Genomic DNA, 24,102 nt, shown 5'->3' with positions numbered 1-24,102 from the left:
AATAGATGCTGTATATGCGTTTAGCTTATAATAATCTGAAGAAAAATCGGACAGTTTATATTCCATTTGTCCTAGCAACAATATTTACTGTTGTTTTAAATATTATTATGCAGGTGATGCTTTACAACAAAGGGATGGATAATTTGCCTCAGGCAGATTCGGTTAAGATGATGTTTGGTTTTGGTAGTATAGTCATCATGATTTTTTCATTTGTCTTTACGTTCTATACTCACAGCTTCCTTATCAAGCGGAGAAAAAAGGAGCTGGGATTATATAACATTTTAGGGATGGATAAAAGCAATTTAACGGTAATGATGCTCTTTGAAAACATCTATGCACTGGTAATTACGCTGATTCTGGGTATTATTTCAGGTGTGATTTTTTCTAAGCTAATGTTTTTGGTATTAAAAAAACTGATGGGAATTGGAACGGATTTTACGTATCTGCTATCCTTTGAATCAGTAGTAAGAGTCATCGTCTTGTTCGCTGGAATCTTTCTCTGTACATTTTTATACGATATGTGGGAGGTTCGTAAGACGAAACCGATAGAGCTTTTAGGACAGTCAAAAGCTGGTGAAAAAGAGCCTAAAGCCAAATGGTTGTTTGCCTTAGTCGGACTGGTCTGTCTAGGTACCGGCTACGGTATATCCTTGACCATTCAGTCGCCAGTAGAAGCCTTGACGCTGTTCTTTGTAGCGGTAGTCTTAGTGATTATTGGAACATATAGTCTATTTATTGCTGGAAGTATTACCTTGCTGAAGCTATTGAAGAAAAGAGAAAGCTTCTATTATAAACCGTCAAATTTTATTTCTGTTTCGGGTATGATTTTTCGAATGAAACAGAACGGTGCTGGCTTAGCAACGATTTGCATCCTGTGTACAATGGCACTAGTGACAATTTCCTCCACAGTCTCTTTATATGTTGGGCGTGAGGACATTGTTCGTAATAGAAATCCATTTCAAAATACAATCAAGACTGCCGATATACCAGATGCCGAAGTAGAGGAGCTGCTTCAGCAGACTGCAGTTGATAATAATCTAACTGTGAAAAACCTGCAGACGCTTCGTACGTCAACAGCAGTGGTCACAATCAAAGCAAAAGAGAACCGCTTCGAAGCTGCCAAAGAAGCCATGAGTGATTTTAAGAATATGACCGGCTTTCAGTTTATCCCATTAAGCGAATACAATCGAATTGAGCAGACCGAGAAAAAGTTAACGGAAAATGAAGTACTTGTCTATCCGATTTATGGCAGCTATGAATCAAAGGACATTCATATTGGCTCACAAGATTTCTCAGTGAAAGAAGTTCTGGAGGAGTTCAGTCTATCGCCTAAAAAAGAGGATGAAACAATTAGTTCTTTTCTGCTGGTAGTCTCTGATGGGCAGTTTCAGCAGATTTTAGATCAGGTAAAAGCAGACTTTAAAACTGGAGCTTACTCAGTCCAAAATCTGGTTGAGAATAACTTCATGTTTGAAACAGAGGGCTCTCTTAAAGACCGTATAAACCTGCCAAGTATGCTTCGGGAAAGACTGAGTATACTCGCCCAGAAAAATGACGGTAGTACGTATCTTGTCTCATCTTTGGATGAGGATCGTGAAGATAATAAGGCGTTGATGGGAGGCTTCCTGTTTATTGGAGTAATTTTCGGTTTAAGCTTCATTATCGCAACTACGCTGATTATTTTCTATAAACAGGTATCCGAAGGAAATGATGATCATGATCGGTTTGAAATAATGCAGAAGGTAGGTTTGAGTCACAAAGAAGTTCATCAAACGATTCAGCATCAGATTCTCCTGGTATTTTTCCTGCCGATTGCGGTGGCTGTGCTCCATCTGACAATTGCTTTTCCAATTATTAAAAAGCTGTTAGTATTATTTGGACTCATTAACAGCAGCCTGCTCTTAATGACAACAACCTTATGTGTGGGTGCGTTTGCACTCTGCTACTTCATCATTTACTGGCGCACATCCAGGATTTATTATCAGTTAGTTGAGCGGTAGAAATGCTCCGTTCCATTGTGAAGGTATTCATTTTTAGCTATGGATGAATTTTCAGATTGAAAATCGTCCATGGCTTTTTGAGTTTCCTAAAGTTAAATTTTTTCTTGCGAGTAAAGGAAATAGATGCTATTTATGGTTGTAAACTCAGTAACAGCAAAAGCTGGAGAGAGGCATATAGTTCATGTCCAGCTTCATGGATTCATCCAGTTTTTCCTATTGACATGGGAATGTTCCCACATTTTATAATAGAAAAAATAGCTACTATAGAATGGAGTGTTTAAATGAAAATCATTATTGAAAGCGATTTCGAAGCAATGAGCGAAACAACTAAAAATATTCTATTAGGCCATATGTCACAAGCTAAGCGTGTCAATCTGTCCATTACAGGTGGAAATACACCAGTCAAGGTCTATGAAAAACTGGTAAATATTATGAAAGGCAACTCTAGCTATACGAACGTTCATTACTACAATTTTGATGAGATTCCAGTGGAAGGGCAAGCTGAAGGGGTAACAATTAGTGACTTAAGACGCTTATATTTAACCCCAGCAGGAATTGATGAAAAAAATATTCATCCATTAACAGTAGAAAACTATGCTGAGCAAGACCAGTCTCTGGAGAATGTCGGCGGCTTGGATGGGATGCTGATTGGTCTAGGAAAAGATGGGCATTTTTGTGGAAATATGCCTGGAACAACAAAGTTTAATAATCTAACCTACAAGCTTACTGTAACGGGAGACGAGTCTTGGTTTGTTCCTGAGATGATGGAAAAAGGCCTGGAGTTTGTTACAATGGGACCTGCCAGTGTGATGAAAGTAAGACATCTGATTTTGATTGTTAACGGCTCTGAAAAAGCAGAAATGGTTCGCAGAGTATTAACTGGTCCTGTTAGCGAAGATGTCCCAGCATCCGTTTTGCAGCTGCATCCTAATTTAACTGTGATATTAGATAAAGAGGCAGCTAGTGCCTTGAATTAAGTTTTTAAATAGAAAATAAGAGGCAGTATCAAAGTGATTTGCTTTAAGAAATAAGCCTTACTATACGAAAATGATTACACATTTTCAATATAGTAAGGCTTATTTCCGAGAAAGCTGCTTTTGGAATACCGTTTATTCGGATTTTAGAGAAAGAAGAGTTCGGGCATTTACTTATGTCCCAGACTTATTTTTTGATACAGAAAATCAAATTTTAATAATCCAATTCCTTAATAGCAATCGTCTGTTTTGTTTCCTCTACCTCCAGACCAGTCATGCGCTCCCACCATTCCTTCATCTCACGTTCGTAAGCAACAGGGAAATCATTGACCACCGCCATAATTTCTCTACCTTGTAAACGAGCATAAGGGAAGTTCAGCATCAAATTATATTTTAGCTCAGTTAACAAACTATAGTACTGAAACATCATATAATACAGGGCTTCTTCATCTTCGGTAACCAGAATTTCCGGCGCCCCGTCCAGCATAAAGCCAAAGCTGCGCATCATAAAAGCCAGTGCGTCGCTATGCTCCATTTCGATTTCATCTACATCCTTTAGTAAGCGAATATGGGTGGTTAAAGCATCAGCCAGTTCCCTTTTCAATAAATGTTGTTCAATCATTTCTGTACTCCTCCATTCTTATCATCAGAATAAACTTCGCCAAAAACTTTTTTTCTCCGTAGATTTTGATTCATCTGTTGTGTGAGGATATTTTTTTTCAATATCGATTTCGTCTTCATTTACTGCTTGATCTGCAGCTAGAATTAAGCCAATAGCATCGGGATCACTGTTTTTAGCCTCATTTACAATCGTAAAACGACCATTGTGCTCATTAATCAGCTTAATATAAGCAGCTTGTAAAGGTGTATCCATTTTTCCGTTAAGCAAAACTGTACCAGCCGGGTGAGCAGCTAGTTCCTTTAAGAAGTTCTTTTTATCCTCTTCATTTTTCATTTGAGCCAGAGTCATTGTTACATAGCAGCGCTCTTTGAAAGTACCTAAGTATTTTCTTTGCTCATCAGGCTTTAGCTGTGGTGTGCCATAACGGGAGTTGTCTAAATGTTTTTGCAGTTCGTCACCCATGCGGGACCTCCTTTACTAGATTTAGTTGTCTAAATTATAGCATAAATAGGAAGCTAAATTCAGTAAAACCAGCTTTTTTGAAGCCGCAAGCTTTGACAATAATAGTAATAAAACTTCTGAAAACAGTTGCATTTACTCAGAAATTCGCCTAAACTATAAACTAAGAATGAAAATCATTCTCAATTAGAAAGAGGAGCATATGCGTGAAAAAAATAGGCCTATTTTTGTTTTTACTCCTTTTAGCATTCATATCGATATTTGTTGGAGTGAAAGACATTTCTTTTACTCAGCTTTTTCAATGGGATTCCGAGCAGCAGCTGGTACTGTTGACTACTCGAGTTCCCAGAACGGTCAGCTTGATGATTGCCGGCAGTACAATCAGTATTTCCGGTCTAATCATGCAGCACCTGACACAGAATAAATTTGTTTCGCCCAGTACAGCTGGAACGATGGACAGCGCCCGTTTGGGTATTTTAGTTGTGATGGTCTTTTTCCCTACAGCTCCGCTGTTGTTCCGTTCGTTTATTGCCTTTATTTTTGCTTTGGCGGGAACTTTGGTTTTTCTAACGCTGACTCGTTTTTTGCCAGCTAAAAATCAGGTGATGATTCCTTTGATTGGTGTGATGTTCGGAAATATCGTTGGATCAATCGCTACCTTTTTTGCCTACCAGTTTCAGCTGGTTCAGAACATGTCCAGCTGGCTTCAGGGAAATTTTTCAACAGTGATGAAGGGCAGCTATGAGCTGCTTTACCTGACAGTTCCCTTGTTAATTCTGGTTTATGCTTTTGCCTACCGTTTTACGATTGCGGGTATGGGTGAAGATATGGCAACAAGTGTTGGGCTGAACTATCAGCGGACGCAGCTTCTAGGGTTAAGCATCGTGGCCTTAGCCAGTGCAGTTGTGCTGATAATGGTCGGCAGTATTCCTTTTTTAGGAGTGATTGTGCCGAATCTGGTCGCAATGCGTTATGGGGATCATATGAAAAATACACTGGGAATTACTGCAATAGCCGGCAGCATCTTTTTACTGTTGTGTGATATTTTGGCTCGTGTGGTCATAGCGCCGTATGAAATTCCTGTTAGTGTGGTTGTCGGTGTATTGGGCAGTATCATCTTTATCGCACTTCTGTTAAGGAGGCGTTCAGTATGAGAAAATTAGCCGGACGTTCAAGTACAAAGATTGCTTTACTGCTGCTGGCAGTGATTGCAGTTTGTTTTCTTTATCTTACGTATAAAACATACGGAAACTGGTCATTTGCTTTGGTTTTGAGAGGGAAGAAGCTGGCAGCTTTTATTCTGGTAGGGATTGGCTCCGCTTTTGGAACCATCAGCTTTCAGACTATGACACAGAATCATTTTCTGACACCGAATATTCTAGGCTTAGATTCCCTCTATGTTTTTATTCAAACCGTTTTATTTTTCTTTTTAGGCGGACAAGTAATTTTAGGACAGGAATCGCTTCTTCAGTTTCTGGGGAATATTCTGCTGATGATGGGAATCAGCATCCTGCTCTCCAAATTTTTATTGGGTAGAGGAAAAAATGATTTATTTTTATTATTGATGATAGGAATGATATTAGGAACATTTTTTAATAGTATCAGTACCTTTTTACAGGTTGTAATGGACCCGAACGAGTATGACTTACTACAAGGGAAACTATTTGCCAGCTTTGGCAACGTCAACAGTCATTATCTGCTGCTGGCTGGTCTTTTACTGGCGGTGTTTGCCGGATATCTTTGGCATCAAAGTCATGCACTGGATGTCCTTCATCTAGGACATGATCAAGCGATGAATCTGGGGATTGAAGTTTCAGGCTTTCAGCTGCTTGTGTTGATAGCGGTCAGTGGGATTGTCGGAATTTCAACTGCATTAGTAGGTCCGGTAACGTTTTTAGGTTTTATCGTGGCAAATATGAGCTATCAGCTGATGGGCACTTACCGTCACCGGGAATTATTTATCGGCGGTAGTTTGCTGGCAATTTTACTGCTAGTCTCCGGTCAGTTTCTGGTAGAGCAAATCTTTGCTTTGAAAACAACCTTGAGTATTGTGATAGAGTTTGGCGGCGGTGTCTATTTTGTCGGAAAAATCATCAGTGAAAGGAAGCAGAAAAAATGATCGAAATCAAAAATGTTTCAAAACGTTATGGAGAAAAGGTCGTTGTTTCAGAGGTTCAACTGCCGGTTGCCGAGCAAAAGCTGACTGCTTTTATCGGGCCAAATGGTGCAGGGAAAAGTACACTGCTTTCAATGATGAGCCGCTTAATACCTAAAGATACCGGAGAAATCTATTTAGATCATAGTGAAGTAAAAACCTGGAAGCAGAGCGAGCTGTCAAAAAAGTTGTCGATTCTAAAGCAGGCAAATAATATTGATTTAAAAATTTCTGTCAGAGAACTGGTTAGCTTTGGCCGCTTTCCTTATACTAAAGGCCGTCTAAAAAAAGAAGATTATGAAAAAATAGAAGAAGCGATGGCTCATCTTGGCTTAACAGAGCTGGCAGACGCCATGATTGATACCTTATCTGGCGGACAGCTTCAACGGGTGTATATTGCAATGGTCATTGCACAAGACACCAATTACATTCTGCTGGATGAACCTTTGAACAACCTGGACATGAATTATGCGGTTCAGATGATGCAGATTCTGCGTCGGCTGGTGGATGATTTCGGCAAGACGGTAGTGATTGTTCTTCATGACATCAATTTTGCTGCCAGCTATGCCGATGAGATTGTTGCAATGAAAGACGGCAAGATGTTCGCTCATGGCACTACTGATGAAATTATTCAATCGAAAACACTGAATAAGCTCTATGATATGAATATCCGAATTTGTGAAATTGAAGGAAAACGTTTCTGTATGTATTTTAGTTGAGAAACGAGGCAATAGAAGCTTGAAAAAAGTCAGATAGAAAACAAGTGGATTAACTAGGGGATTATCTGGCTAAATAACTATTTTGGAGGAAGAAGATGAAGAAAAAATTATTAGCATTCGCAGTCTGCTCAATGGCTGCCGTTTTATTACTAGGTGCCTGCGGCAGCGGAGAAAAAGCAGCAACAGGTGATTCCTCTACTGCGGCTAGCAGTGGGGAAGCTAAAACAATTACAGTAGAGGATTCAGACGGCTCTGTTGAGGTACCAAAAAATCCTGAAAAAGTCGTTGTATTCGACAATGGCTCACTAGATACATTAGATGCCTTAGGTGTTGGGGAAACAGTAATTGGTGCGCCAACAGCCAATCTACCTGCTTATCTAGATAAATATGCAGAGGTAGAATCTGCTGGAGGAATCAAAGAACCTGATTTGGAAAAAATCAATCAGCTTCAGCCTGACTTGATTATTATTTCGGGCCGTCAAAGCGATTTTAAAGAAGACTTAAGCGGGATTGCACCAACGATTTATTTATCTGTGGATGCAGCTGATACATGGAACTCTACAAAGAAAAATATTGAGACCTTGGCAGAAATCTTCGACAAACAAGAAGAAGCAAAAGAAAAAATTGCTTCTTTGGAAGAGGAAATTGCTGAGGTAAAAGCAAAGGCTGAGGCTACTGACGAAAAGGCACTCGTTGTCTTATTAAATGAAGGACAGCTCTCTGCTTATGGGGAAGGCTCACGCTTTGGTATTGTCCATGATACATTTGGTTTTAAACAAGCCGATGAAAACATTGAAGCATCAACTCATGGACAGAGTGTTTCATTTGAGTATGTTTTAGAAAACAACCCAGATATTTTGTTTGTTGTTGACCGGACGCAGGCAATCGGTGGTGATACAACCAATGACAACATCACAGATAATGAATTAATCAAGCAGACGAACGCTGGTAAGAATGGTAAAGTTATTACCCTGCAGCCGGATGTCTGGTATTTGAGCGGGGGCGGACTGGAATCAACCCACTTGATGATTGAAGATGCAATGAAAGCGTTGGACTAATTTTTAGACAATTAAGCATAGAAAATACTAGCTACTTTCAATTTTTTGAAAAAAGTAAGAAAAAGTTATTGACAAAATACAGGAACTGGCATAAACTGAGTAACAATATTAAAGCTTCGAGAAAGAGGAGTAGCAATTTCCGGTACTTTACAGAGAGCTGATGGCGGTGGAAATCAGCAAGGAAGGGATTGTGAATGGACTTTCGAGCGAAGTGCCGAATCAGAGTAGGCATTTCCGGGAACTCCCGTTATAGAGAAAAGTCGTTGTTGGACGACTGACAGAGAGGAAAGAAGGATTCTTTCAAATTGAGGTGGCACCGTGACTTTTCACCCTCAAACCATAGTTTTTTATGGTTTGGGGGTTTTTTGTTTTTTTCGGGACAGTTCAGAAGTGATTGAATAATCTTTTCAATGAGGTGGTACCGTGGATAAACGAATTATTCGCCCTCAAGAAACAGCCGGATAGCCAGGCTGTTTCTTGAGGGCTATTTGCTGTGAATCACTACGATTGCCAAAGGCAGAGCAGCTGATGAACAGCACTAGGCGAACGAAGCGAGCGTAGTTACCCGAGCAGATGATGAACAGCACTAGGCGAACGAAGAGAGCGTAGTTACCGAATAGGAACCATAGCTAAGCAAGCTTCTGATGGACAAAGGAAACGGAGCGTATCGAATAGAGAAATGGAGGGAAACGAGTATGCAGAAAACAAAAGAAATACAAGCTGATTTTTTAACAGCTGTTTCAGCATTCTTAAGAGTACAAGGAAAAAACAAGTGCATGCTGGAAAGTATACCTAGAGATAAAAGCCAGGGAAGGTACACAATTATTGCCTGGAGTCCGGTCAAAGAAATTACCGTAAAAGAAAAGACCTTTATGGTTTCCGGCGTTGGATCTTATCAAATCGATGATCCGCTAAAGGAGCTGGAAAAACAGATTCTTGTATCAGAGACACCTATCAAAGGCTTGCCTTTCCAGGGCGGAGCAATTGGCTATGTTGGCTATGATGTGATTGGCAGCTATGAAGAGCTGGGACCGATTCCCCATGATGAGACGGGGCTTCCCGATATCCATTTTTATTTATTCGATTCATTTCTATTATTTGACCATCTGAAAGAAACCATTTTGCTGGTAGAGGCTGACAGCTATTCCCAACGAACAGAAGCAGAGCTGGAACAAGCGCTAACTCAAACTGCTGAGCAATTAAGAACTCCTGTACCTGAGGAGCAAAAAGTAATCGAGCTAAATCCGCTTGACTACCGCAGTAATTTTTCGAAACATCAATTTGAAGAGGCGGTTAAGAAAATCAAACGCTATATTGCTGAAGGTGATATGTTCCAGATGGTACCTTCCCAACGCTTAAGTGCTGATTGTACGGATAATCCTTTTGATTATTATCGAAGACTTCGAGTGGAGAATCCATCTTCTTACTTATATTTTCTGGATTTTACTGATACTTATGTAGTTGGTTCTTCTCCAGAACGTTTAGTGAGTGTGAAAAATCAGACAGTGACAACCAACCCGATTGCTGGAACGAGGAAAAGAGGAGCGACGCCAGAAGAAGACAACCGGCTAGCGAAGGAGCTGCTTGCCGATGAAAAGGAACGGGCCGAGCATCTGATGTTAATTGATTTAGGCCGGAATGATATTGGAAAAATTAGCGAAATTGGTTCGGTAGAAGTTCCTCTGTATATGACGATTGAAAAATACCGCTTTGTTATGCATATTGTTTCTGTTGTTACGGGTAAGCTGAAAAAGAACTGCACAGCGATGGATGCGTTAAAAGCCACTCTACCGGCAGGAACAGTCAGCGGAGCCCCGAAAATTCGAGCAATGCAGCGTATTTATGAACTGGAGCCGGTTAAACGGGGAATATATGCCGGAGCGGTTGGCTATTTATCTAAAGATGATCAGGCGGATTTTGCCATAGCCATACGGACAATGGTCATCCATCAGAAAAAAGCCTATGTACAGGCAGGTGCGGGGATTGTTTATGATTCCGATCCGAAAAAAGAGTACGAAGAAACCCTACAAAAAGCAAAAGCATTATTGGAGGTAGGACAATGATTTTATTAATTGATAATTATGATTCATTTACACATAATCTTGCTCAGCTGGCTGGACAATTTGCTGATATTTGTATTCTGCGGAATGATGCGCCTGAATTGTTGAGAAAAGCTGAAGAGGCTGACGGAATAATTATTTCTCCCGGACCGGGTAAGCCAGAGGAGACTGGACAAGTATTTTCAATCATTGAACGCTTTTACAAAGAAAAGCCGATTTTGGGCATTTGTCTGGGACATCAGGCAATTGGTGCAGTTTTCGGCGGACAAGTTCAGCAGGCAAATCGTATTTATCACGGAAAGGCATCGACAGTCAGGCAAACAGCAGGCTATTTATTTCAGCAGCTGCCGGCGGTATTTGAGGTTATTCGCTATCATTCATTGGTTATTAAGCAGCAGTCAGTACCAGAAGGATTTTGCATTACCAGCTATTCAGATGAAGACAATGAAGTGATGGGCGTTGAACATAAAAAATATCCTGTTTTTGGTTTGCAATTCCATCCGGAATCTATTGGGACCGCCGATGGAGCAAGTATGATACAGAGATTTATTCAGTTATGTGGAGGGGAAAAGTATGAAAGAGTTATTTGAAAAAATATATCAAAAACAACATTTATCTAAACTAGAAACCACAGGTATTGCCGAAGAGATTTTTGAGGGGCGTTTAACAGATAGTCAGCTGGCAGCTTTTCTGACCGCATTGAAATGTAAGGGAGAAACCGCAGAGGAGATGGCAGGCATAGCTGAGACTATCCAGCGCAAGGCGTTGAAGATTAATTGTCAGGCTGAAGAAGTGATGGACAATTGTGGTACGGGAGGAGATCAGTCAGGGAGCTTCAATATCAGCACTACAGCAGCATTTGTTCTGGCTGCTGGCGGAGTAACGGTAGCGAAGCACGGAAACCGTAGTATTTCCAGCCGTTCCGGCAGTGCTGACCTGTTTGAATGCTTAGGCGTGGATATTCGACTGTCTCCTGAAAGAATCGCTACACTGCTGGACGAGGTAGGATTGGCCTTCCTCTTTGCCCCTGCTATGCATCCGAATATGAAACATGTGATGAAGGTTCGTAAAGAGCTAGGCGTTCCGACTGTCTTGAATTTGATTGGTCCGCTGACCAATCCGGTTCCATTGACTTCTCAGCTGATGGGAACCTATCGTCTGGACTTGTTGGAAGAAACGGCGGCTACACTAAAAAGCTTAGGCCGCCAGCGGGCAGTCGTTGTCAATGGCGGCGGCCGTTTGGATGAAGCTTCGTTGGCTGGAACCACTCATTATGCACTGCTGGAAAATGACAGGATTACCTTAAACTCCATAGAACCAGAGGAACTAGGCTTTCAGCAGCTGCCGTTAACTGCCATTCGGGGCGGCGATGCTCAGCAGAATACTGAAATCTTATATTCTGTCTTGAAAAATGAAGCAGGACCTTATCTGGATACGGTTCTGTTGAATGCAGGTCTAGGTTTCTTCAGCAGCGGAAAAGCGCAGACAATTGAAGAGGGTATTTTGATTGCAGGACACTGCATTAAAGATGGGGCAGCGATGGACAAGCTGCAGGAATTTATTCGTATCCAAAAGGAGGTAGCCTGATGACGGATTTTTTAGAAAAGATACTTCAGGAAAAAGCACAGGAAACCGCAAAGATGTCTAGAGAAAAGCTGAAGACACTGCGTCAGACTCCTTCGTTTTGTGAACGGGTCAGAAATGAACCAGAGTATGTTCATATCATTGGAGAAATCAAGCGGGCATCACCTTCAAAAGGACAGATAAATATGGAAGTAGATGCAGTCAAGCAGGCAAAGCTATACGAAGCAGCGGGGGTGTCGGCTATATCTGTTTTGACAGATGAAGTGTTTTTTAAAGGCTCGATAGAAACCTTAAAAGAGGTTGCAGCGGCTGTGGCTATTCCAGTTTTGTGCAAAGACTTTATTATTGACGAAAAACAACTGATTCGAGCACGAAATGCCGGAGCCACAATGATCCTGTTGATTGTTGCGGCATTATATCCAGAAAAGCTGGCAGAACTGTTCCAAGCGGCACAGGATCTGGGATTAGAGGTTTTGATGGAAGTCCATAATCGAGAGGAATTGACGATTGCAGAAGCTTTAGCGGCTCCCCTGATTGGCGTAAACAATCGAAATTTAAAGACCTTTGAGGTGACGATTGAAACAAGTATTGAACTAGGAAAGCATCAGAAAACCAACGCAGTATACATTAGCGAATCGGGCTTTGAAACCGGTGCTCAGGCAGCAGCAATCAGTGACCGTTATCAGGGAGTTTTGGTAGGGGAAACATTAATGCGGGCTGCTTCACCAGAAGCAAAGGTTAGAGAGCTGAGGGCGGCAAGATGAAGGTGAAGATTTGCGGATTGAAAACAAAGGGAGATGTGGAGACCGCAGTCAGGAATGGTGCAGACTACATTGGTTTTGTGTTTGCTGAGAGCAGACGGCGGATTACACCCAAACATGCACGTCGAATCAGCAAAATGATTCCCCGGAGCGTGAAGAAAGTCGGGGTTTTTGTTTCCCCCACTCTAGATGAATTGGAAGCAATCATTACTGCCGCTGATTTAGATCTTGTTCAAATCCATGGAGACCGACCAGCAAACCGGTTTTCCGTTCCTCATATTCGGGCAGTGGCTGTTAAGGATACGCTTGACTTGGCCGTACTGGCTAATGATCCAGCAGAGTATCTGTTGTTTGATGCCCCGCCTCAAAAATACATGGGAGGCAACGGTCAGACCTTTGACTGGAAAAAGCTGCAGCTTAATGATTTGAGCGATAAAAAAGTATTTATTGCTGGTGGATTAACTGTGGATAACGTTCAGACTGCCAGACAATTGTTTAACCCCTATGCTGTGGATATCTCCAGCGGAGTAGAGACGAACGGTGAAAAGGATTGTGAGAAGATTGCCGAATTTTTAAAAAAAGCGAAGGAGGAAATGTGATGTATAGTCAACCAACTAAAGGATTTTATGGTTCTTACGGCGGACAGTTTGTCCCGGAAACGCTGATGAAAGCAGTGAAGGAACTGGAGGAAGTATATGAAGCCTCCAAAACAGATGTCTCGTTTCAAGAAGAGCTTGCCTATTATTTAAAACAGTACGTAGGACGGGAAAATCCCCTTTATTATGCGGAAAGATTAACGAAAGAAATCGGCGGGGCAAAAATCTATTTGAAACGTGAGGATCTTAATCATACAGGAGCCCATAAAATCAACAATACCATCGGGCAGATTCTGCTAGCTAAAAAAATGGGCAAAAGCAAAGTAGTGGCTGAGACAGGTGCAGGACAGCATGGTGTAGCTACTGCTACTGTGGCGGCGCTGTTCGGTATGGAATGTACCATTTTTATGGGCGCAGTCGATGTAGAGCGTCAGGCGCTGAACGTTTTTCGAATGGAGCTTTTAGGCGCTAGAGTAGAGAGTGTGGAATCGGGAAGTAAAACCCTAAAGGATGCCGTCAATGAGGCTTTGCGGTTTTGGGTTGCTAATGTAGAGGACACTCATTACGTAATGGGTTCGGTTCTGGGACCGCATCCGTTTCCGAAAATTGTTCGGGATTATCAAAGTATTATTGGGGAAGAGGCTCGTCGTCAATTTTTAGAAGCAGAAGCAAAGCTGCCGGATGCAGTCGTTGCCTGCGTAGGCGGCGGCAGCAATGCGATGGGGATTTTTTATCCTTTTATTAACGATCAGGAGGTTGCGCTAATTGGAGTGGAGGCCGCTGGTTTAGGTTTGGAAACTGGGGCTCATGCAGCTTCTATTAATAAAGGCAGAGTAGGTATTCTTCATGGGGCAATGATGAAGCTGCTGCAGGATGATGCCGGACAGGTACAGGAAGCTTTTTCGATTTCAGCCGGCTTGGATTATCCAGGACTAGGACCAGAGCATTGTCATTTAAATGAAAGCGGTCGGGCGCAATATGCCTTTGCTACAGATGATGAAGCGTTGGCTGCCTTTCAGCTGTTGTGTCGAACAGAAGGAATTATTCCAGCATTGGAAAGCTCTCATGCAATTAGTCATGCCGTGAAGGTCGCTCAAGAGCTAGGACCTGAAAAACAACTGATTATTTGCCTTTCAGGTAGAGGAGACAAGGATGTTCAGCAAATTAAAACATTACTGGAAAAGAGGGAATACAATGAAGACATTAACGAAACAGCTGACTAAAAAACAGAAAAATGGCGAAACGATTATCGTTCCGTATATCATGGCGGGGGCTCAAGGACTGGAGAATCTGGCAAATGAAATTCACCAGCTTGCAGCTGCCGGAGCAGGAGCGATTGAACTGGGCATTCCTTTTTCAGATCCAGTAGCTGATGGTCCAGTGATTCAAGCGGCTGGACTAGCTGCGCTAAAGCAGGAGGTAACGCTGGCTAAAATCATTGAGACATTGAAAGAAATAAAAACAGACATTCCCTTGGTATTGATGACCTATTTCAACCCGATTTACTCGTTTGGTTTGGAAAGGCTTATTGCTGAGCTAAAGGAGACACCAGTAAAAGGATTAATCATTCCAGATCTTCCCTATGAACATCGTGGCTACTTGACGCCGCTGCTGAAAAATACGGACATTGCGTTAGTCCCGTTAATTGCACTGACGACACCACAGGAGCGGATTAAGACACTCGTGACTGACGGGGAAGGATTTATTTACGCAGTAGCTGTAAACGGAGTAACAGGCATTGGCAGAGACTATCAGGCAGAATTGGATGACCACTTACGGTTTATTCAAGAAATTAGCGACAAGCCGGTTTTAGCCGGGTTTGGTGTTTCAACAAAGGAGCATGCCCAACGATTTAGAAGAAGCTGTGCTGGAGTTGTTGTAGGTAGTAAAATCGTTCAACTATTAAGCGAAGGCAGCGGTGAGCAGGCCGCTCAATTTGTCAGTGAAATAGCTGGAATCTAATGAAACTTGCCGGAGCAAGTCAGCAAACTGCTCCAGATGGAAAATAAACTGTTAAAAATCAAATGAACTGAAAAATTCTGTAAAATCCCCTATTTTATAAATAAGAAAAGGTTTTCATTTTGGTGATAAAAAGTTATAATGAAATCAGTTGAATATGCAGGATAGTGATTGTTTTCGGCAAGCTAAACCTAATTATGCGGATTCTTTGAATCGGCATAATTAGGTTTTTTATTTTTTTAAAGGGAGGTATGTAAAGAAATCATTGTCCGCTTTCAATAAATTAATGAGGAGGAGTTTAAGAATGAGCATGAAAAAATTTTTAGTAGGACTAGCCGCAGCAGCATTAGTTGTGACAGGCTGTGCTGGGGGAACTGAGAAGGCGGATAAAACGGTAGGCAGCGAAAAAGCAGAGAGCGGGGAAATAACCATTTATTTTGCCAGACATGGGAAGACGATGTTAAATACAGTGGACCGTTCGCAGGGCTGGATTGATGCGCCGCTGACGCCGGCTGGCGTAGAGGTAGCAGAATATCTAGGAAAAGGGCTGGAAGACGTTACGTTTGATAAGGTTTACAGCAGCAATAGTGGACGAGCTATTGAAACAGCTGAGCTGGTCTTAGCCAATAATGGTCAGAATGGTATGGAAATCAACAAGGACAAACGTCTGCGGGAATATAACTTTGGAACCTACGAAGGGATGATGAATGAAGAGATGCAGACGGCTGTGGCAGAAGCCGATGGTCAAACATATGAAGAGTTCATGGAGGGGATGCAGAAAGACGGTTTTTATAAATCAATTCTGCATTTTGCCGATGTTTTAGCTGAATTGGATAAAGACAATGTAGAAGAGGGCGTTAACTGGCCGGCAGAAGATAGCCAGACGATTATTGACCGCCTGACCGCTTCTCTGGATGATATTGTGAAGGATGCAGAAAAAGAAGGACATAAGAATATCCTGGTTGTTTCTCATGGCATGAGCATTATTACCTTACTAGGACAACTGGACAGCAATGCAGAACTGCCGCCAACTGGATTAAGCAATGCCAGTATTTCTACTGTGACTTATAAGGATGGAAAATTCACAGTAAACTCTGTAAATGATATGAGCTACGTAGAGAACGGGCAGAAATAATTGAAGAAAGGAACAGGCCGTTGAACAGCCTGTTCCTTTTCTTATAGTTTTTTTGTGATAGCCAGTTAAATCTTTATTTTTGTTTGCTGGTCTTTTATTTATAACAAGTGAATAAATCGAGAGCGCACGAATCTTTTTTACCCCCATTCCTTTTCTTCTGAATAGTAGATAATACCAGTCTACTCATTTTCTTGAGCAAGATATTCAGTCATTCCCTCTAAAAGCCCCTCAGCTACTTGCTGCTGATAGTTTTTAGTAGTGAAAGCGGCTAAATCATAATCATTGTTCATATACCCAAGCTCTAACAAAAGTGCAGGACGGGTGTTTTCCCTCAGGACATGGAAGTTGCCGGCTTCAACGCCGCGGTTGTCCAAGGGCAGCATACATTTTAAAGAATCATTGACTGCTTCAGCCAGTGCTTCGTATTTCTCATAATATATAGTACGTAATAGTGCCAGAGGCTTCGTTCATATATTCCGTGGAATCATAGTGAAGACTGATAAAGAAATCTGCCTGATTCTGCATACTGATACTGCATATATCTTCCAAGTCTATAGTAGCATCTGTATTTCTGGTTAATAATACGGTACAGCCAGCAGCTTCCAGCGTGTTTTTGATAATTTTCGCAGTAGCTAAGGTAATATCTTTTTCATAGAAAGAGCCGTTGTTGCTAATAGCTCCAGTATCCTGTCCGCCATGTCCCGGATCTAAAACGACAGTTGTATTCTTTAGTGAAGTAGCGGGAGCTGCAACATCAATTAATGCTTTCTCACTATAAAGACTTGAAATATATCCCTCGTACTGATCGTTGACAACCACGTGGTACCAGCTATTAATCTCATCAATATACTCAAGATATTCACCATGTGTCACCGTCGTAACCACATCACTACCGGTATTCGGCTGACTGTATAAAACTATATCTTCTTCTCCAACCTGCACAACAGTTAGGGTCTGGCTATCTAGGTTAACCTCAGAGACTTCACTTTCTGCAGCGGCTAAAGTCAATTGAGCAGCTGATGTATTTGTCTCTGCATTTTCAGTGCCGTTGCCAATGACTGCCGGAAATAAATCGAAATAGAAAATAGCCGCGAGAACTATCAATAATAAAACTGTCAGGGTGAATTTTCGGGAACGAATGCTCATATGATGCAGACCTCTTCATTCTTTGGGATGATTCAACGATAATGATTGAAGCTTAAACCTGACTTAAATTAAAAAATTCTGTAAAACGCTGTTGAACTTTCAGCGATCCTTCGTTAAAGTAGTATAAAAAGCAGGTGATGTAGATGGAAGTAATGGTGAATTATAATTTGATATTAGCTGAAAATCAACGTTTGGAGACAGAGCGGCTAGTTCTGCGCCCAGTAACTTTAGCCGACGCTTCTGATATGTTTGAATATGCCTCTGATGAAGAAACAGTTGTATATGTTTTTCCACTTCATCAACGACTGGAAGATACAGAAGCGGCGATTGCTGATTATTTTATGAGTAACCCGTTAGGAAAGTATGGTATTGAACTAAAGGAAAATAAAAAGCTGATTGGGGCGATTGATTTACGAGTTGAACCAGCAAATAAAATTGCCGAAATCGGCTATAGCTTAAGTAGAAAATATTGGGGATATGGTCTGGTGCCAGAGGCCTGTGAAGCTTTGTTGGAGCTGGGCTTTGAAAAGCTGCAGCTGATACGGATATTTGCCAAACACGATGAAGAAAATCCAAATTCAGGTCGAGTGATGGATAAAATCGGCATGAAGGAAGAAGGGCGCATTCCCAACGCTCGTCTAGCCAAAGGAAAGGCAGTAACAGACGTCATCAAAGGACTGACGATTGAAGACTGGAAGAAAAATCGACAATAGATGAAGGAGGGATAACATGGACTGGAATGAGACATTTAATAGAGAAACAAAACCAGAGCTTGAGGACGTAACTGCGTTTATCCACACAAAAGAATGGGAACAGCTGTTACATGAGCTGACGGAAGAGCTCAAAATCAAACCAAAGCTGGAGCACAGCCGTTGCTCGATCCCCGGCTGGAACCTGAAATTTAAAAAAAGAGGAAAAAGCATATGTACCATTTATCCCAAAAAGGGAACGTTTCGGATATTGATTATTGCCAATAAAGAGTATCAGGCTGAGATTGAAGCCTTAATTGAGAAAAGCGATGAACAGATTCAAGAAGCCTACGAAACCTATGAGTATATGAACGGCGGCAAATGGCTGCTCTTCGATGTAGATAACGAAAAAATTCTACAGGACGCACGAAAGCTGATGGCATTTAGGCTACAGTAAAATAAAAAAGAGAAAAGAATGAATGGCTCTGTTGTTCTTTTCTTTTTATTTTTCAAAAGATAAAGGGAAAAGAGCGCAGGAAAGTAAACTGAAATACATTTGCAGAAAATGGTGAAAAAAAGCTGTTGTAATCGAAAAAATAATCAGAAATTCATTGACTTTACAAGGGATACGGGGTATTATGTTAAATGGTATTGTTTGCCCCACGATGAGCCCCGGAAACTCAAGTGTATGTCAAACATCGAAACGAAAATTGGAGGAAAGAACTGTGCGTACAACATATATGGCCAAAGCTGGCGAAGTAGAACGTAAATGGTACGTAGTAGATGCAACTGATGTTCCTTTGGGACGCCTTTCAACAGTTGTAGCATCTATACTACGTGGAAAAAATAAACCAACATTCACACCACATGTGGATACTGGAGATTTTGTAATTGTAATCAATGCTGACAAAGTGAAATTAACTGGTAAAAAAGCTACTGACAAGATTTACTACCGTCACAGCCAATACCCAGGTGGTTTGAAATCTGTTACTGCTGGTGAATTGCGTGAGAAAAATTCTCGCCGTCTAATCGAAAATTCTGTAAAGGGTATGCTTCCTAAAAATACTTTAGGCCGCAAACAATTTACTAAATTGAACGTATATGGTGAAGCAGAGCATCCACATGCTGCACAACAACCAGAAGTATTAGACATTACTAACCTAATTTAAGGAGGGAAATTCATTGGCTCAAGTACAATATATCGGCACTGGCCGTCGTAAAAATGCAGTTGCCCGCGTACGTTTAGTACCAGGAACTGGTAAAATTACTGTAAACAAAAAAGATGTTGAAGAATATATTCCACACGCTGACTTGCGTGAAGTTATCAATCAGCCTTTCGGCGTGACTGAAACAAAAGGCGCTTACGATGTAATGGTAAACGTAAACGGTGGAGGCTACGCTGGACAATCAGGAGCTATCCGTCACGGAATCGCTCGTGCATTGCTGGAAGTAGATCCTGATTTCCGTTCTGCATTAAAACGCGCTGGTTTGCTTACACGTGATGCCCGTATGGTTGAACGTAAAAAACCAGGTCTTAAGAAAGCCCGTAAAGCTTCACAATTCTCAAAACGTTAATATTCGCTTTATATCAACATTACAGACGCCTTTTGGTTCCACACCATCTGGCGTTTTTTTGTTGAGTTAGAGAAAAGTTCACGCTATAATTCACTCTACTTTTCCGGGCTATTTACTTGGAATATCTGATTGTTTAAAATTTAAACTAGTCGGATTGATAGGTGAACAGATGGAAAGTGTTTTGCAGTTTGTTTCGTTGATTGAACGAGTAAATGGTATTTTAGATAAGCAATAAAAAGGGAAAGTTTTCCCATTTTTATATTTAGTTATTAAATTTAGTATAGTTATTTACAAGTAACTTAAAAAACTATGAAAAAGAAGTACGATTATGTGGAATAGAAGGTAGTGCTAATTGAGTAATTTTAGAATAAAATATATAGTAAAAAGAAGAAGCTATTACAAAGATTAGTACAATTTTTTTAATCAAGCTTTTGAGTATGCTTTAGATAGTATGGAATCAACTAAAAAAAGTAGGGGTTGTAAAATGAGGAGGATTTGAAGATTATGTTATGTGAAATCAAATACATATGAATTAATGAAATAGGCTTTAAAGAATATGTAGATCATGTGATAATTGAAGAGTGAATAGCAAAAAAGACTTCAAATTGCCTAACCTAAATGTTATAGTCAATTTACTGATTTAAAGTTAAAAGAGCAAATAGCGCTTATGGATTTAAAGCGATTTGTATCACTGTTAAACAAGGAGATAGAATATAATATGTTAAACTCGAATAAAGCAAGTGAAACTATTACAGAGAATATTTTTCGTTCCTTTTATGGTGCAGAGACTTTTGTTGAAAAATCTGCTATAAACAGTTCGTATGGGTTTAGATCAAAAAAAAGGACTGATTATGCTGGATATCCTGATTTTTTTATAGATTTACCTGATTTTTCTATTATTGTGGAAGCAAAAGCACTTCTCCATTCTTGTGCTGAAGATGAAGTGAAATTTTATATGGAAAATAATTTAATTAGAAAAAATATTGTTGGTATTGCTGTTTCTGGACAAGATTTAAGTCAAATTAAAGTTACTTATTATTATAAAGAAATGGGTAATAGTAAAATTTATTCTTTTCAAACTAAGGATAAATTATTGTCAATAGAAGATATTGCTAAAACTCTAAGCAAACGTATTTCTGGTGATTTTATATCAGATGAGCAATTGCTTACTATTCTAAAATCTATAAACGAAGAATTTCATACTGGTGGAATTAAAGATACTTACAGAAGCTTATTTTTTTCAGGAATAATGATTGCTTTAACTAATTCAAATTTCCGAAATATATATACTAATATCCAGCCTCCGACCGAGCAGGAAATAGCACAAACATCTGTTACAATTTTAAATTCTCATTATATGAACGCTGCTGTTTTACAAGCCATTGATACACAGTTAGGACTAAAGGTTAATAATTTGTCAAAGGAATTTAGTTGGAGAGATCAGTTTTCATTTATAAAGAATATTGATTTACCATTGGATACGTATAGGGAATTAATTTCTAAAATTCATAATAAAATTTATATCCCATATCAATACGAAGAAAAGCAGGATATTCTAGGAAAGGCTTATAAGATATTTTTGTCAAGAGCGGGTAAAATTGAGAATAAAAATATCATTTTAACTCCTGATCATATAAAAGAGCTAATGGTAAAATTAGCGCGCTTATCTATCGATGATGTCGTGATTGATACTTGTACCGGTTCAGGTGGATTCTTAATGGAATCTATGGAAATTTTATTTAATTTAGCAAAAGACGATGAAGAAAAATTAGAACAAATTAGAACTGAGCAATTGATTGGGTTCGAAATTGATCCAGTTTTATTTTCTCTGGCTTGTTCTAATATGTTTCTACACGGGGATGGTCGCTCTAATATGCTGTTTAGGAATAGCTTGCTGAATGAAAGTAAGGGGCGGATTATGAATAATAAAGATGATGTTTTATTAGAATTCATAAGATCGAAAAAACCGACTAAATGCATTATAAATCCGCCTTATGAAAGAAATAATCCAATAAAGTTCACACTACAAGCTATTGATTATTTAGAAAATAATGGAAAATTAATTATAATCATGCCTAGTCCAACTTTAACAAAAAATCAGGGTAAAGATGGTACTGAAGGCCTTACTGAACAACTTCTAAAAAAAGCTAAATTGGACTATGTGATAAAAATGCCTCTTTCAATTTTTAGAGAACAGGGACGTACCGTAAATACTTCAATTTTTGGATTTACAAAAACACCACATAATGAAGATGATGAGGTACTCTTCTATAACCTTGAGGATGATGGATTAGTAAGTATCCAACACAAAGGGAGAATAGATAGAAATAATAAATGGAACGATATTGAAAATCAAATTGTAGATTCAATTAATAACTTAAATGAAGTAAAAGGTTTATCAGAAAAAAAGAAAATTTATAAAGAAGGAATGCTAAATGTAGCAGGTTTTCAGAATGAACAGGATATAAATCATAAATTAGTTAAGTTTAAGCAAATATTTAATTATGAGAAAGGAACATTAGCTTCAACAGAGGCAATAGATGAGGGAGAATATGATTTTATCACAGCATCAAGTGATTGGAAGAAATTTTCAAGCTATAAATATGATACTGAGGCACTTATTTATGCAGTATTTGCGAGTGGCTCGCTAGGGAAAAGTCAGTATGTAAGAGGTAAATTTATTGCAAGTAATCTTTGCTTAGTATTGACACCAAATACCAAGAATGATTTTCCGATAAATCTGAAATTTTATAACTGGTATCTTGAAGCTATAAGAAAAAAAATAGTGGCAGATTTAGCTGATGGAACATCGAAACTAACTATAACTCCTGATGCACTAGGAGAATATTACATTGAGTATTTTCCGATTGATGAACAAAATAATTTCGTTAAAGATTATATAGAGGACTACGATAGGTTGAAGGTTCAAATTGTAGAAGCTGAAAAAGAATTGAAAGCTAACTTGCTTAATATTGTTTAGCAAACTAGAATAAACTTTGAAATTAATTTATGTTAAGAGAATATAAAATTTTACTAAATATCAATTTATTGTTTTATTTTGGATTGTGTATTTTTGTTTAAAAATTGACATCGTTAATTCTTAATCTATTGAAACTCATTGAAGCTTTGAAATGTTGGTCACTCTGTATCCATTGATATTAAAGGCTTTTAAAACTTATTCAAAATCCGAGCAATCGAACCAGACCTTGAAAAAGTCCGTAAAGTTTTACAGTTCTCAAATCATTAAACACAACTTTATATCAATATTTTCGAGAGGTGCCAAAAAATGGTATCTCTTGTTTTTTGAAAATAGAGAAGACATTTAAAGAAGTATGCTTCTTTAAAAGATGCTGAGGATATTAAGAAATTGGTCAGATTCATGTATGAACTACTTAAAAATAGCAAGTATAATGATAAAGAAATTGCGAGTGAATATATTTTCACAGGAGCTGGGATTACTGTTGACGAAGCAACAAAGGAAGCTACAATACATAGTATGAGGGTGGAAATAGTAAAGGAAAAAAACTTCAAAAAATAGAAGAATTATGGAGGGAAGAAATAATAAAAAGTAGAAACTACTCTATTTTTTTATATTCAAAATGATAAACTGTAAGAAAAAGGTAATTTTAAGGAGGATATCCATGAGCGAAACGAAAAATAATCCCCAACAAGCGATTACATTTGCTAGTGGACTAACTCTTCCTTGTTTGTCACCATATTCTAACAGTGGTTCAGATATTTCAATATCCAATGGCACAGCTGTAGGAGATATTCAATCTATCCTGTCTAAGACAGGAGAATTAATGGCGACATTTGAAGGAGATTTAAAAACAGATGCTCAGAATATTCTTTCAGCTAGTGATGTCTATGAAAAGGCTGACCAAGAAGCAAAGAGGGTGTCTCAAAGTGGGAAATGAAAAGAGTAGACAACTATCTAATCAACTTCAAGAGGTGGAAGAAGAGCGAGAGCTTATGCAGAAAAAGAAGAATTTCTGGGAAGAAGCCAAAGAGCATTGGCGCTATCTTCAACGAGAGGAACAAGCGGTATTGGAAGAAATTGCTTATCTTAGTCAAGGAACAGTATCAGCTAATCATGCGCAAGAACAGTTGGATGTTTTTGAAGCAGAATCATTCGATATTCAACGGCAATTTGCAGAAATTGATGAGAGGTTTGAATCGAAAGGAAAAGCACTTTATACGAGGGAAGATGAACTAACGAATGATTATTATGAGGCTAAGCAACAGGAGGCAGAAGATGACGAAATTTAGTTATTCCGAAGTGCAACGGGCGCATTCCTCTTCCCAAAATGCACGTGTTACCTGTTTATCCAACTTTTCAACAGTAGAAAGAACAATCAGTGAATTTAAAGACTCGACAGAATTAACAGGTCCAGGATGGTCTTCTATAAAAGAGGCATTATCTCCCTATGAGGTTGGGCACTGACCCCCAAAAGTGAGAGGGCAAAAGAGAGGCGATTAAACGGTCTGTTTTCGATAGGCTATCGGTGATAGATAACCCAACTTCCGTTGAATTCTATGGGTATTATAATTCTTAATGTAATTTGTGACAATATCTATTACAGTAGTGGTAGAGTATTTTGGCTCTATGT

Annotated in this window: 27 protein-coding genes and 1 other annotated feature; of the genes, 22 read left to right on the top strand and 5 right to left on the bottom strand. The window is 39.5% G+C overall.

All coding sequences use genetic code 11. From position 1 onward, the window contains the following. Nucleotides 1-5 precede the first annotated feature (5 nt). Complete coding sequence (locus AC1Z3K_RS15760; protein ID WP_461733247.1) at nucleotides 6-2,000, top strand: FtsX-like permease family protein; 1,995 nt, start codon at nucleotides 6-8, stop codon at nucleotides 1,998-2,000. A gap of 281 nt (nucleotides 2,001-2,281) precedes the next feature. Next, nucleotides 2,282-2,977 (top strand): glucosamine-6-phosphate deaminase, encoded by a 696-nt coding sequence (locus AC1Z3K_RS15755; protein ID WP_426083608.1) that lies wholly within the window; start codon nucleotides 2,282-2,284, stop codon nucleotides 2,975-2,977. Nucleotides 2,978-3,188: 211 nt separating this feature from the next. Here the strand turns inward: AC1Z3K_RS15755 and AC1Z3K_RS15750 are convergent, their stop codons facing one another. Then, nucleotides 3,189-3,596 carry a hypothetical protein gene (locus AC1Z3K_RS15750; RefSeq protein ID WP_426083610.1) on the bottom strand — a complete coding sequence of 136 codons (408 nt, stop codon included), beginning with the start codon at nucleotides 3,594-3,596 and terminating at the stop codon, nucleotides 3,189-3,191. 24 nt (nucleotides 3,597-3,620) lie between these two features. Further along, a complete protein-coding gene (locus AC1Z3K_RS15745) occupies nucleotides 3,621-4,058 on the bottom strand; it encodes a YueI family protein (RefSeq protein ID WP_426083612.1) in 438 nt (145 codons plus the stop codon). A gap of 203 nt (nucleotides 4,059-4,261) precedes the next feature. Between AC1Z3K_RS15745 and fitA the strand changes: the two genes are divergently transcribed. The 12 genes from fitA (at nucleotide 4,262) to AC1Z3K_RS15685 (ending at nucleotide 16,082) form a co-directional block, all read left to right on the top strand. Continuing rightward, nucleotides 4,262-5,209, top strand: a complete 948-nt coding sequence (gene fitA / locus AC1Z3K_RS15740) for an iron chelate ABC transporter permease FitA (RefSeq protein ID WP_461733246.1) — start codon at nucleotides 4,262-4,264, stop codon at nucleotides 5,207-5,209. Beyond that, nucleotides 5,206-6,174 (top strand): iron chelate uptake ABC transporter family permease subunit FitB, encoded by a 969-nt coding sequence (fitB, locus tag AC1Z3K_RS15735; protein ID WP_461733245.1) that lies wholly within the window; start codon nucleotides 5,206-5,208, stop codon nucleotides 6,172-6,174. The genes fitA and fitB overlap by 4 nt, the downstream gene beginning before the upstream one ends. Further along, nucleotides 6,171-6,929, top strand: coding sequence for an iron chelate ABC transporter ATP-binding protein FitD (gene fitC / locus AC1Z3K_RS15730; protein ID WP_461733244.1), 759 nt, complete (start codon nucleotides 6,171-6,173; stop codon nucleotides 6,927-6,929). The genes fitB and fitC overlap by 4 nt, the downstream gene beginning before the upstream one ends. 95 nt (nucleotides 6,930-7,024) lie before the next feature. Then, nucleotides 7,025-7,987, top strand: coding sequence for a siderophore ABC transporter substrate-binding protein (locus AC1Z3K_RS15725; RefSeq protein WP_461733243.1), 963 nt, complete (start codon nucleotides 7,025-7,027; stop codon nucleotides 7,985-7,987). Between the two features lie 107 nt (nucleotides 7,988-8,094). Next, nucleotides 8,095-8,324, top strand: a binding site (T-box leader). 358 nt (nucleotides 8,325-8,682) lie between these two features. Then, a complete protein-coding gene (trpE, locus tag AC1Z3K_RS15720; protein WP_461733242.1) occupies nucleotides 8,683-10,050 on the top strand; it encodes an anthranilate synthase component I in 1,368 nt (455 codons plus the stop codon). After that, nucleotides 10,047-10,637, top strand: a complete 591-nt coding sequence (locus AC1Z3K_RS15715; protein WP_461733241.1) for an anthranilate synthase component II — start codon at nucleotides 10,047-10,049, stop codon at nucleotides 10,635-10,637. Before trpE ends, AC1Z3K_RS15715 begins: the two co-directional genes overlap by 4 nt. Then, on the top strand, nucleotides 10,621-11,634 hold the full coding sequence (gene trpD / locus AC1Z3K_RS15710; protein ID WP_461733240.1) for an anthranilate phosphoribosyltransferase: 1,014 nt from the start codon (nucleotides 10,621-10,623) through the stop codon (nucleotides 11,632-11,634). The genes AC1Z3K_RS15715 and trpD overlap by 17 nt, the downstream gene beginning before the upstream one ends. Beyond that, nucleotides 11,631-12,395 (top strand): indole-3-glycerol phosphate synthase TrpC, encoded by a 765-nt coding sequence (trpC, locus tag AC1Z3K_RS15705; protein WP_461733282.1) that lies wholly within the window; start codon nucleotides 11,631-11,633, stop codon nucleotides 12,393-12,395. The genes trpD and trpC overlap by 4 nt, the downstream gene beginning before the upstream one ends. Continuing rightward, the gene (locus AC1Z3K_RS15700) at nucleotides 12,392-12,991 is read left to right on the top strand and encodes a phosphoribosylanthranilate isomerase (protein WP_461733239.1); all 600 of its coding nucleotides are present in this window, start codon (nucleotides 12,392-12,394) and stop codon (nucleotides 12,989-12,991) included. Before trpC ends, AC1Z3K_RS15700 begins: the two co-directional genes overlap by 4 nt. Beyond that, a complete protein-coding gene (trpB, locus tag AC1Z3K_RS15695; protein ID WP_461733238.1) occupies nucleotides 12,991-14,211 on the top strand; it encodes a tryptophan synthase subunit beta in 1,221 nt (406 codons plus the stop codon). The genes AC1Z3K_RS15700 and trpB overlap by 1 nt, the downstream gene beginning before the upstream one ends. Beyond that, nucleotides 14,183-14,950 carry a tryptophan synthase subunit alpha gene (gene trpA / locus AC1Z3K_RS15690; protein ID WP_426083632.1) on the top strand — a complete coding sequence of 256 codons (768 nt, stop codon included), beginning with the start codon at nucleotides 14,183-14,185 and terminating at the stop codon, nucleotides 14,948-14,950. Before trpB ends, trpA begins: the two co-directional genes overlap by 29 nt. Nucleotides 14,951-15,251: 301 nt before the next feature. Next, entirely contained in the window at nucleotides 15,252-16,082 is an 831-nt protein-coding gene (locus tag AC1Z3K_RS15685; protein WP_426083634.1) for a histidine phosphatase family protein, read from the top strand. 179 nt (nucleotides 16,083-16,261) lie between these two features. Here AC1Z3K_RS15685 and AC1Z3K_RS15680 read toward each other — a convergent pair whose 3' ends face one another. Both AC1Z3K_RS15680 and AC1Z3K_RS15675 read right to left on the bottom strand, forming a co-directional pair. Further along, entirely contained in the window at nucleotides 16,262-16,465 is a 204-nt protein-coding gene (locus AC1Z3K_RS15680) for an N-acetylmuramoyl-L-alanine amidase family protein (RefSeq protein WP_461733237.1), read from the bottom strand. A gap of 46 nt (nucleotides 16,466-16,511) precedes the next feature. Then, nucleotides 16,512-17,228 carry an N-acetylmuramoyl-L-alanine amidase gene (locus AC1Z3K_RS15675; RefSeq protein WP_461733236.1) on the bottom strand — a complete coding sequence of 239 codons (717 nt, stop codon included), beginning with the start codon at nucleotides 17,226-17,228 and terminating at the stop codon, nucleotides 16,512-16,514. A gap of 143 nt (nucleotides 17,229-17,371) precedes the next feature. On the opposite strand from AC1Z3K_RS15675, the gene AC1Z3K_RS15670 reads away from it, so the two are divergent. The 8 genes from AC1Z3K_RS15670 to AC1Z3K_RS15635 all read left to right on the top strand — a co-directional run bounded on the left by AC1Z3K_RS15670 (nucleotide 17,372) and on the right by AC1Z3K_RS15635 (nucleotide 23,936). Then, a complete protein-coding gene (locus AC1Z3K_RS15670) occupies nucleotides 17,372-17,941 on the top strand; it encodes a GNAT family N-acetyltransferase (protein ID WP_461733235.1) in 570 nt (189 codons plus the stop codon). A gap of 16 nt (nucleotides 17,942-17,957) precedes the next feature. After that, entirely contained in the window at nucleotides 17,958-18,374 is a 417-nt protein-coding gene (locus AC1Z3K_RS15665) for a DUF3788 domain-containing protein (RefSeq protein WP_426083642.1), read from the top strand. A gap of 283 nt (nucleotides 18,375-18,657) precedes the next feature. Then, complete coding sequence (rplM, locus tag AC1Z3K_RS15660) at nucleotides 18,658-19,086, top strand: 50S ribosomal protein L13 (RefSeq protein ID WP_426083691.1); 429 nt, start codon at nucleotides 18,658-18,660, stop codon at nucleotides 19,084-19,086. A gap of 13 nt (nucleotides 19,087-19,099) precedes the next feature. Continuing rightward, entirely contained in the window at nucleotides 19,100-19,492 is a 393-nt protein-coding gene (rpsI, locus tag AC1Z3K_RS15655) for a 30S ribosomal protein S9 (protein WP_426083644.1), read from the top strand. A 718-nt stretch (nucleotides 19,493-20,210) separates the two neighbouring features. After that, on the top strand, nucleotides 20,211-22,472 hold the full coding sequence (locus AC1Z3K_RS15650) for an N-6 DNA methylase (protein WP_461733234.1): 2,262 nt from the start codon (nucleotides 20,211-20,213) through the stop codon (nucleotides 22,470-22,472). Between the two features lie 661 nt (nucleotides 22,473-23,133). Then, entirely contained in the window at nucleotides 23,134-23,409 is a 276-nt protein-coding gene (locus AC1Z3K_RS15645) for a DUF3130 family protein (protein ID WP_461733233.1), read from the top strand. Next, the gene (locus tag AC1Z3K_RS15640; RefSeq protein ID WP_461733232.1) at nucleotides 23,399-23,761 is read left to right on the top strand and encodes a hypothetical protein; all 363 of its coding nucleotides are present in this window, start codon (nucleotides 23,399-23,401) and stop codon (nucleotides 23,759-23,761) included. Before AC1Z3K_RS15645 ends, AC1Z3K_RS15640 begins: the two co-directional genes overlap by 11 nt. Further along, a complete protein-coding gene (locus AC1Z3K_RS15635; RefSeq protein WP_461733231.1) occupies nucleotides 23,748-23,936 on the top strand; it encodes a hypothetical protein in 189 nt (62 codons plus the stop codon). Before AC1Z3K_RS15640 ends, AC1Z3K_RS15635 begins: the two co-directional genes overlap by 14 nt. Nucleotides 23,937-23,968: 32 nt before the next feature. Here AC1Z3K_RS15635 and AC1Z3K_RS15630 read toward each other — a convergent pair. Beyond that, on the bottom strand, nucleotides 23,969-24,102 hold a 134-nt coding region (locus tag AC1Z3K_RS15630), incomplete at its 5' end, for an IS3 family transposase (protein WP_461732511.1).

Source organism: Enterococcus sp. LJL128, assembly GCF_056924295.1.
This window is presented reverse-complemented; position numbering and strand designations above follow the sequence as displayed.

Bases quoted from the DNA above. Each gene is read 5' to 3' on its own strand.
- AC1Z3K_RS15760 (WP_461733247.1), top strand. From the start codon at position 6: ATGCTGTATATGCGTTTAGCTTATAATAATCTGAAGAAAAATCGGACA.
- AC1Z3K_RS15755 (WP_426083608.1), top strand. From the start codon at position 2,282: ATGAAAATCATTATTGAAAGCGATTTCGAAGCAATGAGCGAAACAACT.
- AC1Z3K_RS15750 (WP_426083610.1), bottom strand. From the start codon at position 3,596: ATGATTGAACAACATTTATTGAAAAGGGAACTGGCTGATGCTTTAACC.
- AC1Z3K_RS15745 (WP_426083612.1), bottom strand. From the start codon at position 4,058: ATGGGTGACGAACTGCAAAAACATTTAGACAACTCCCGTTATGGCACA.
- fitB (WP_461733245.1), top strand. From the start codon at position 5,206: ATGAGAAAATTAGCCGGACGTTCAAGTACAAAGATTGCTTTACTGCTG.
- fitC (WP_461733244.1), top strand. From the start codon at position 6,171: ATGATCGAAATCAAAAATGTTTCAAAACGTTATGGAGAAAAGGTCGTT.
- AC1Z3K_RS15725 (WP_461733243.1), top strand. From the start codon at position 7,025: ATGAAGAAAAAATTATTAGCATTCGCAGTCTGCTCAATGGCTGCCGTT.
- trpE (WP_461733242.1), top strand. From the start codon at position 8,683: ATGCAGAAAACAAAAGAAATACAAGCTGATTTTTTAACAGCTGTTTCA.
- AC1Z3K_RS15715 (WP_461733241.1), top strand. From the start codon at position 10,047: ATGATTTTATTAATTGATAATTATGATTCATTTACACATAATCTTGCT.
- trpD (WP_461733240.1), top strand. From the start codon at position 10,621: ATGAAAGAGTTATTTGAAAAAATATATCAAAAACAACATTTATCTAAA.
- AC1Z3K_RS15700 (WP_461733239.1), top strand. From the start codon at position 12,392: ATGAAGGTGAAGATTTGCGGATTGAAAACAAAGGGAGATGTGGAGACC.
- trpB (WP_461733238.1), top strand. From the start codon at position 12,991: ATGTATAGTCAACCAACTAAAGGATTTTATGGTTCTTACGGCGGACAG.
- trpA (WP_426083632.1), top strand. From the start codon at position 14,183: ATGAAGACATTAACGAAACAGCTGACTAAAAAACAGAAAAATGGCGAA.
- AC1Z3K_RS15685 (WP_426083634.1), top strand. From the start codon at position 15,252: ATGAGCATGAAAAAATTTTTAGTAGGACTAGCCGCAGCAGCATTAGTT.
- AC1Z3K_RS15680 (WP_461733237.1), bottom strand. From the start codon at position 16,465: ATGCTGCCCTTGGACAACCGCGGCGTTGAAGCCGGCAACTTCCATGTC.
- AC1Z3K_RS15675 (WP_461733236.1), bottom strand. From the start codon at position 17,228: ATGAGCATTCGTTCCCGAAAATTCACCCTGACAGTTTTATTATTGATA.
- AC1Z3K_RS15670 (WP_461733235.1), top strand. From the start codon at position 17,372: ATGGAAGTAATGGTGAATTATAATTTGATATTAGCTGAAAATCAACGT.
- AC1Z3K_RS15665 (WP_426083642.1), top strand. From the start codon at position 17,958: ATGGACTGGAATGAGACATTTAATAGAGAAACAAAACCAGAGCTTGAG.
- rplM (WP_426083691.1), top strand. From the start codon at position 18,658: ATGGCCAAAGCTGGCGAAGTAGAACGTAAATGGTACGTAGTAGATGCA.
- AC1Z3K_RS15650 (WP_461733234.1), top strand. From the start codon at position 20,211: ATGTTAAACTCGAATAAAGCAAGTGAAACTATTACAGAGAATATTTTT.
- AC1Z3K_RS15645 (WP_461733233.1), top strand. From the start codon at position 23,134: ATGAGCGAAACGAAAAATAATCCCCAACAAGCGATTACATTTGCTAGT.
- AC1Z3K_RS15635 (WP_461733231.1), top strand. From the start codon at position 23,748: ATGACGAAATTTAGTTATTCCGAAGTGCAACGGGCGCATTCCTCTTCC.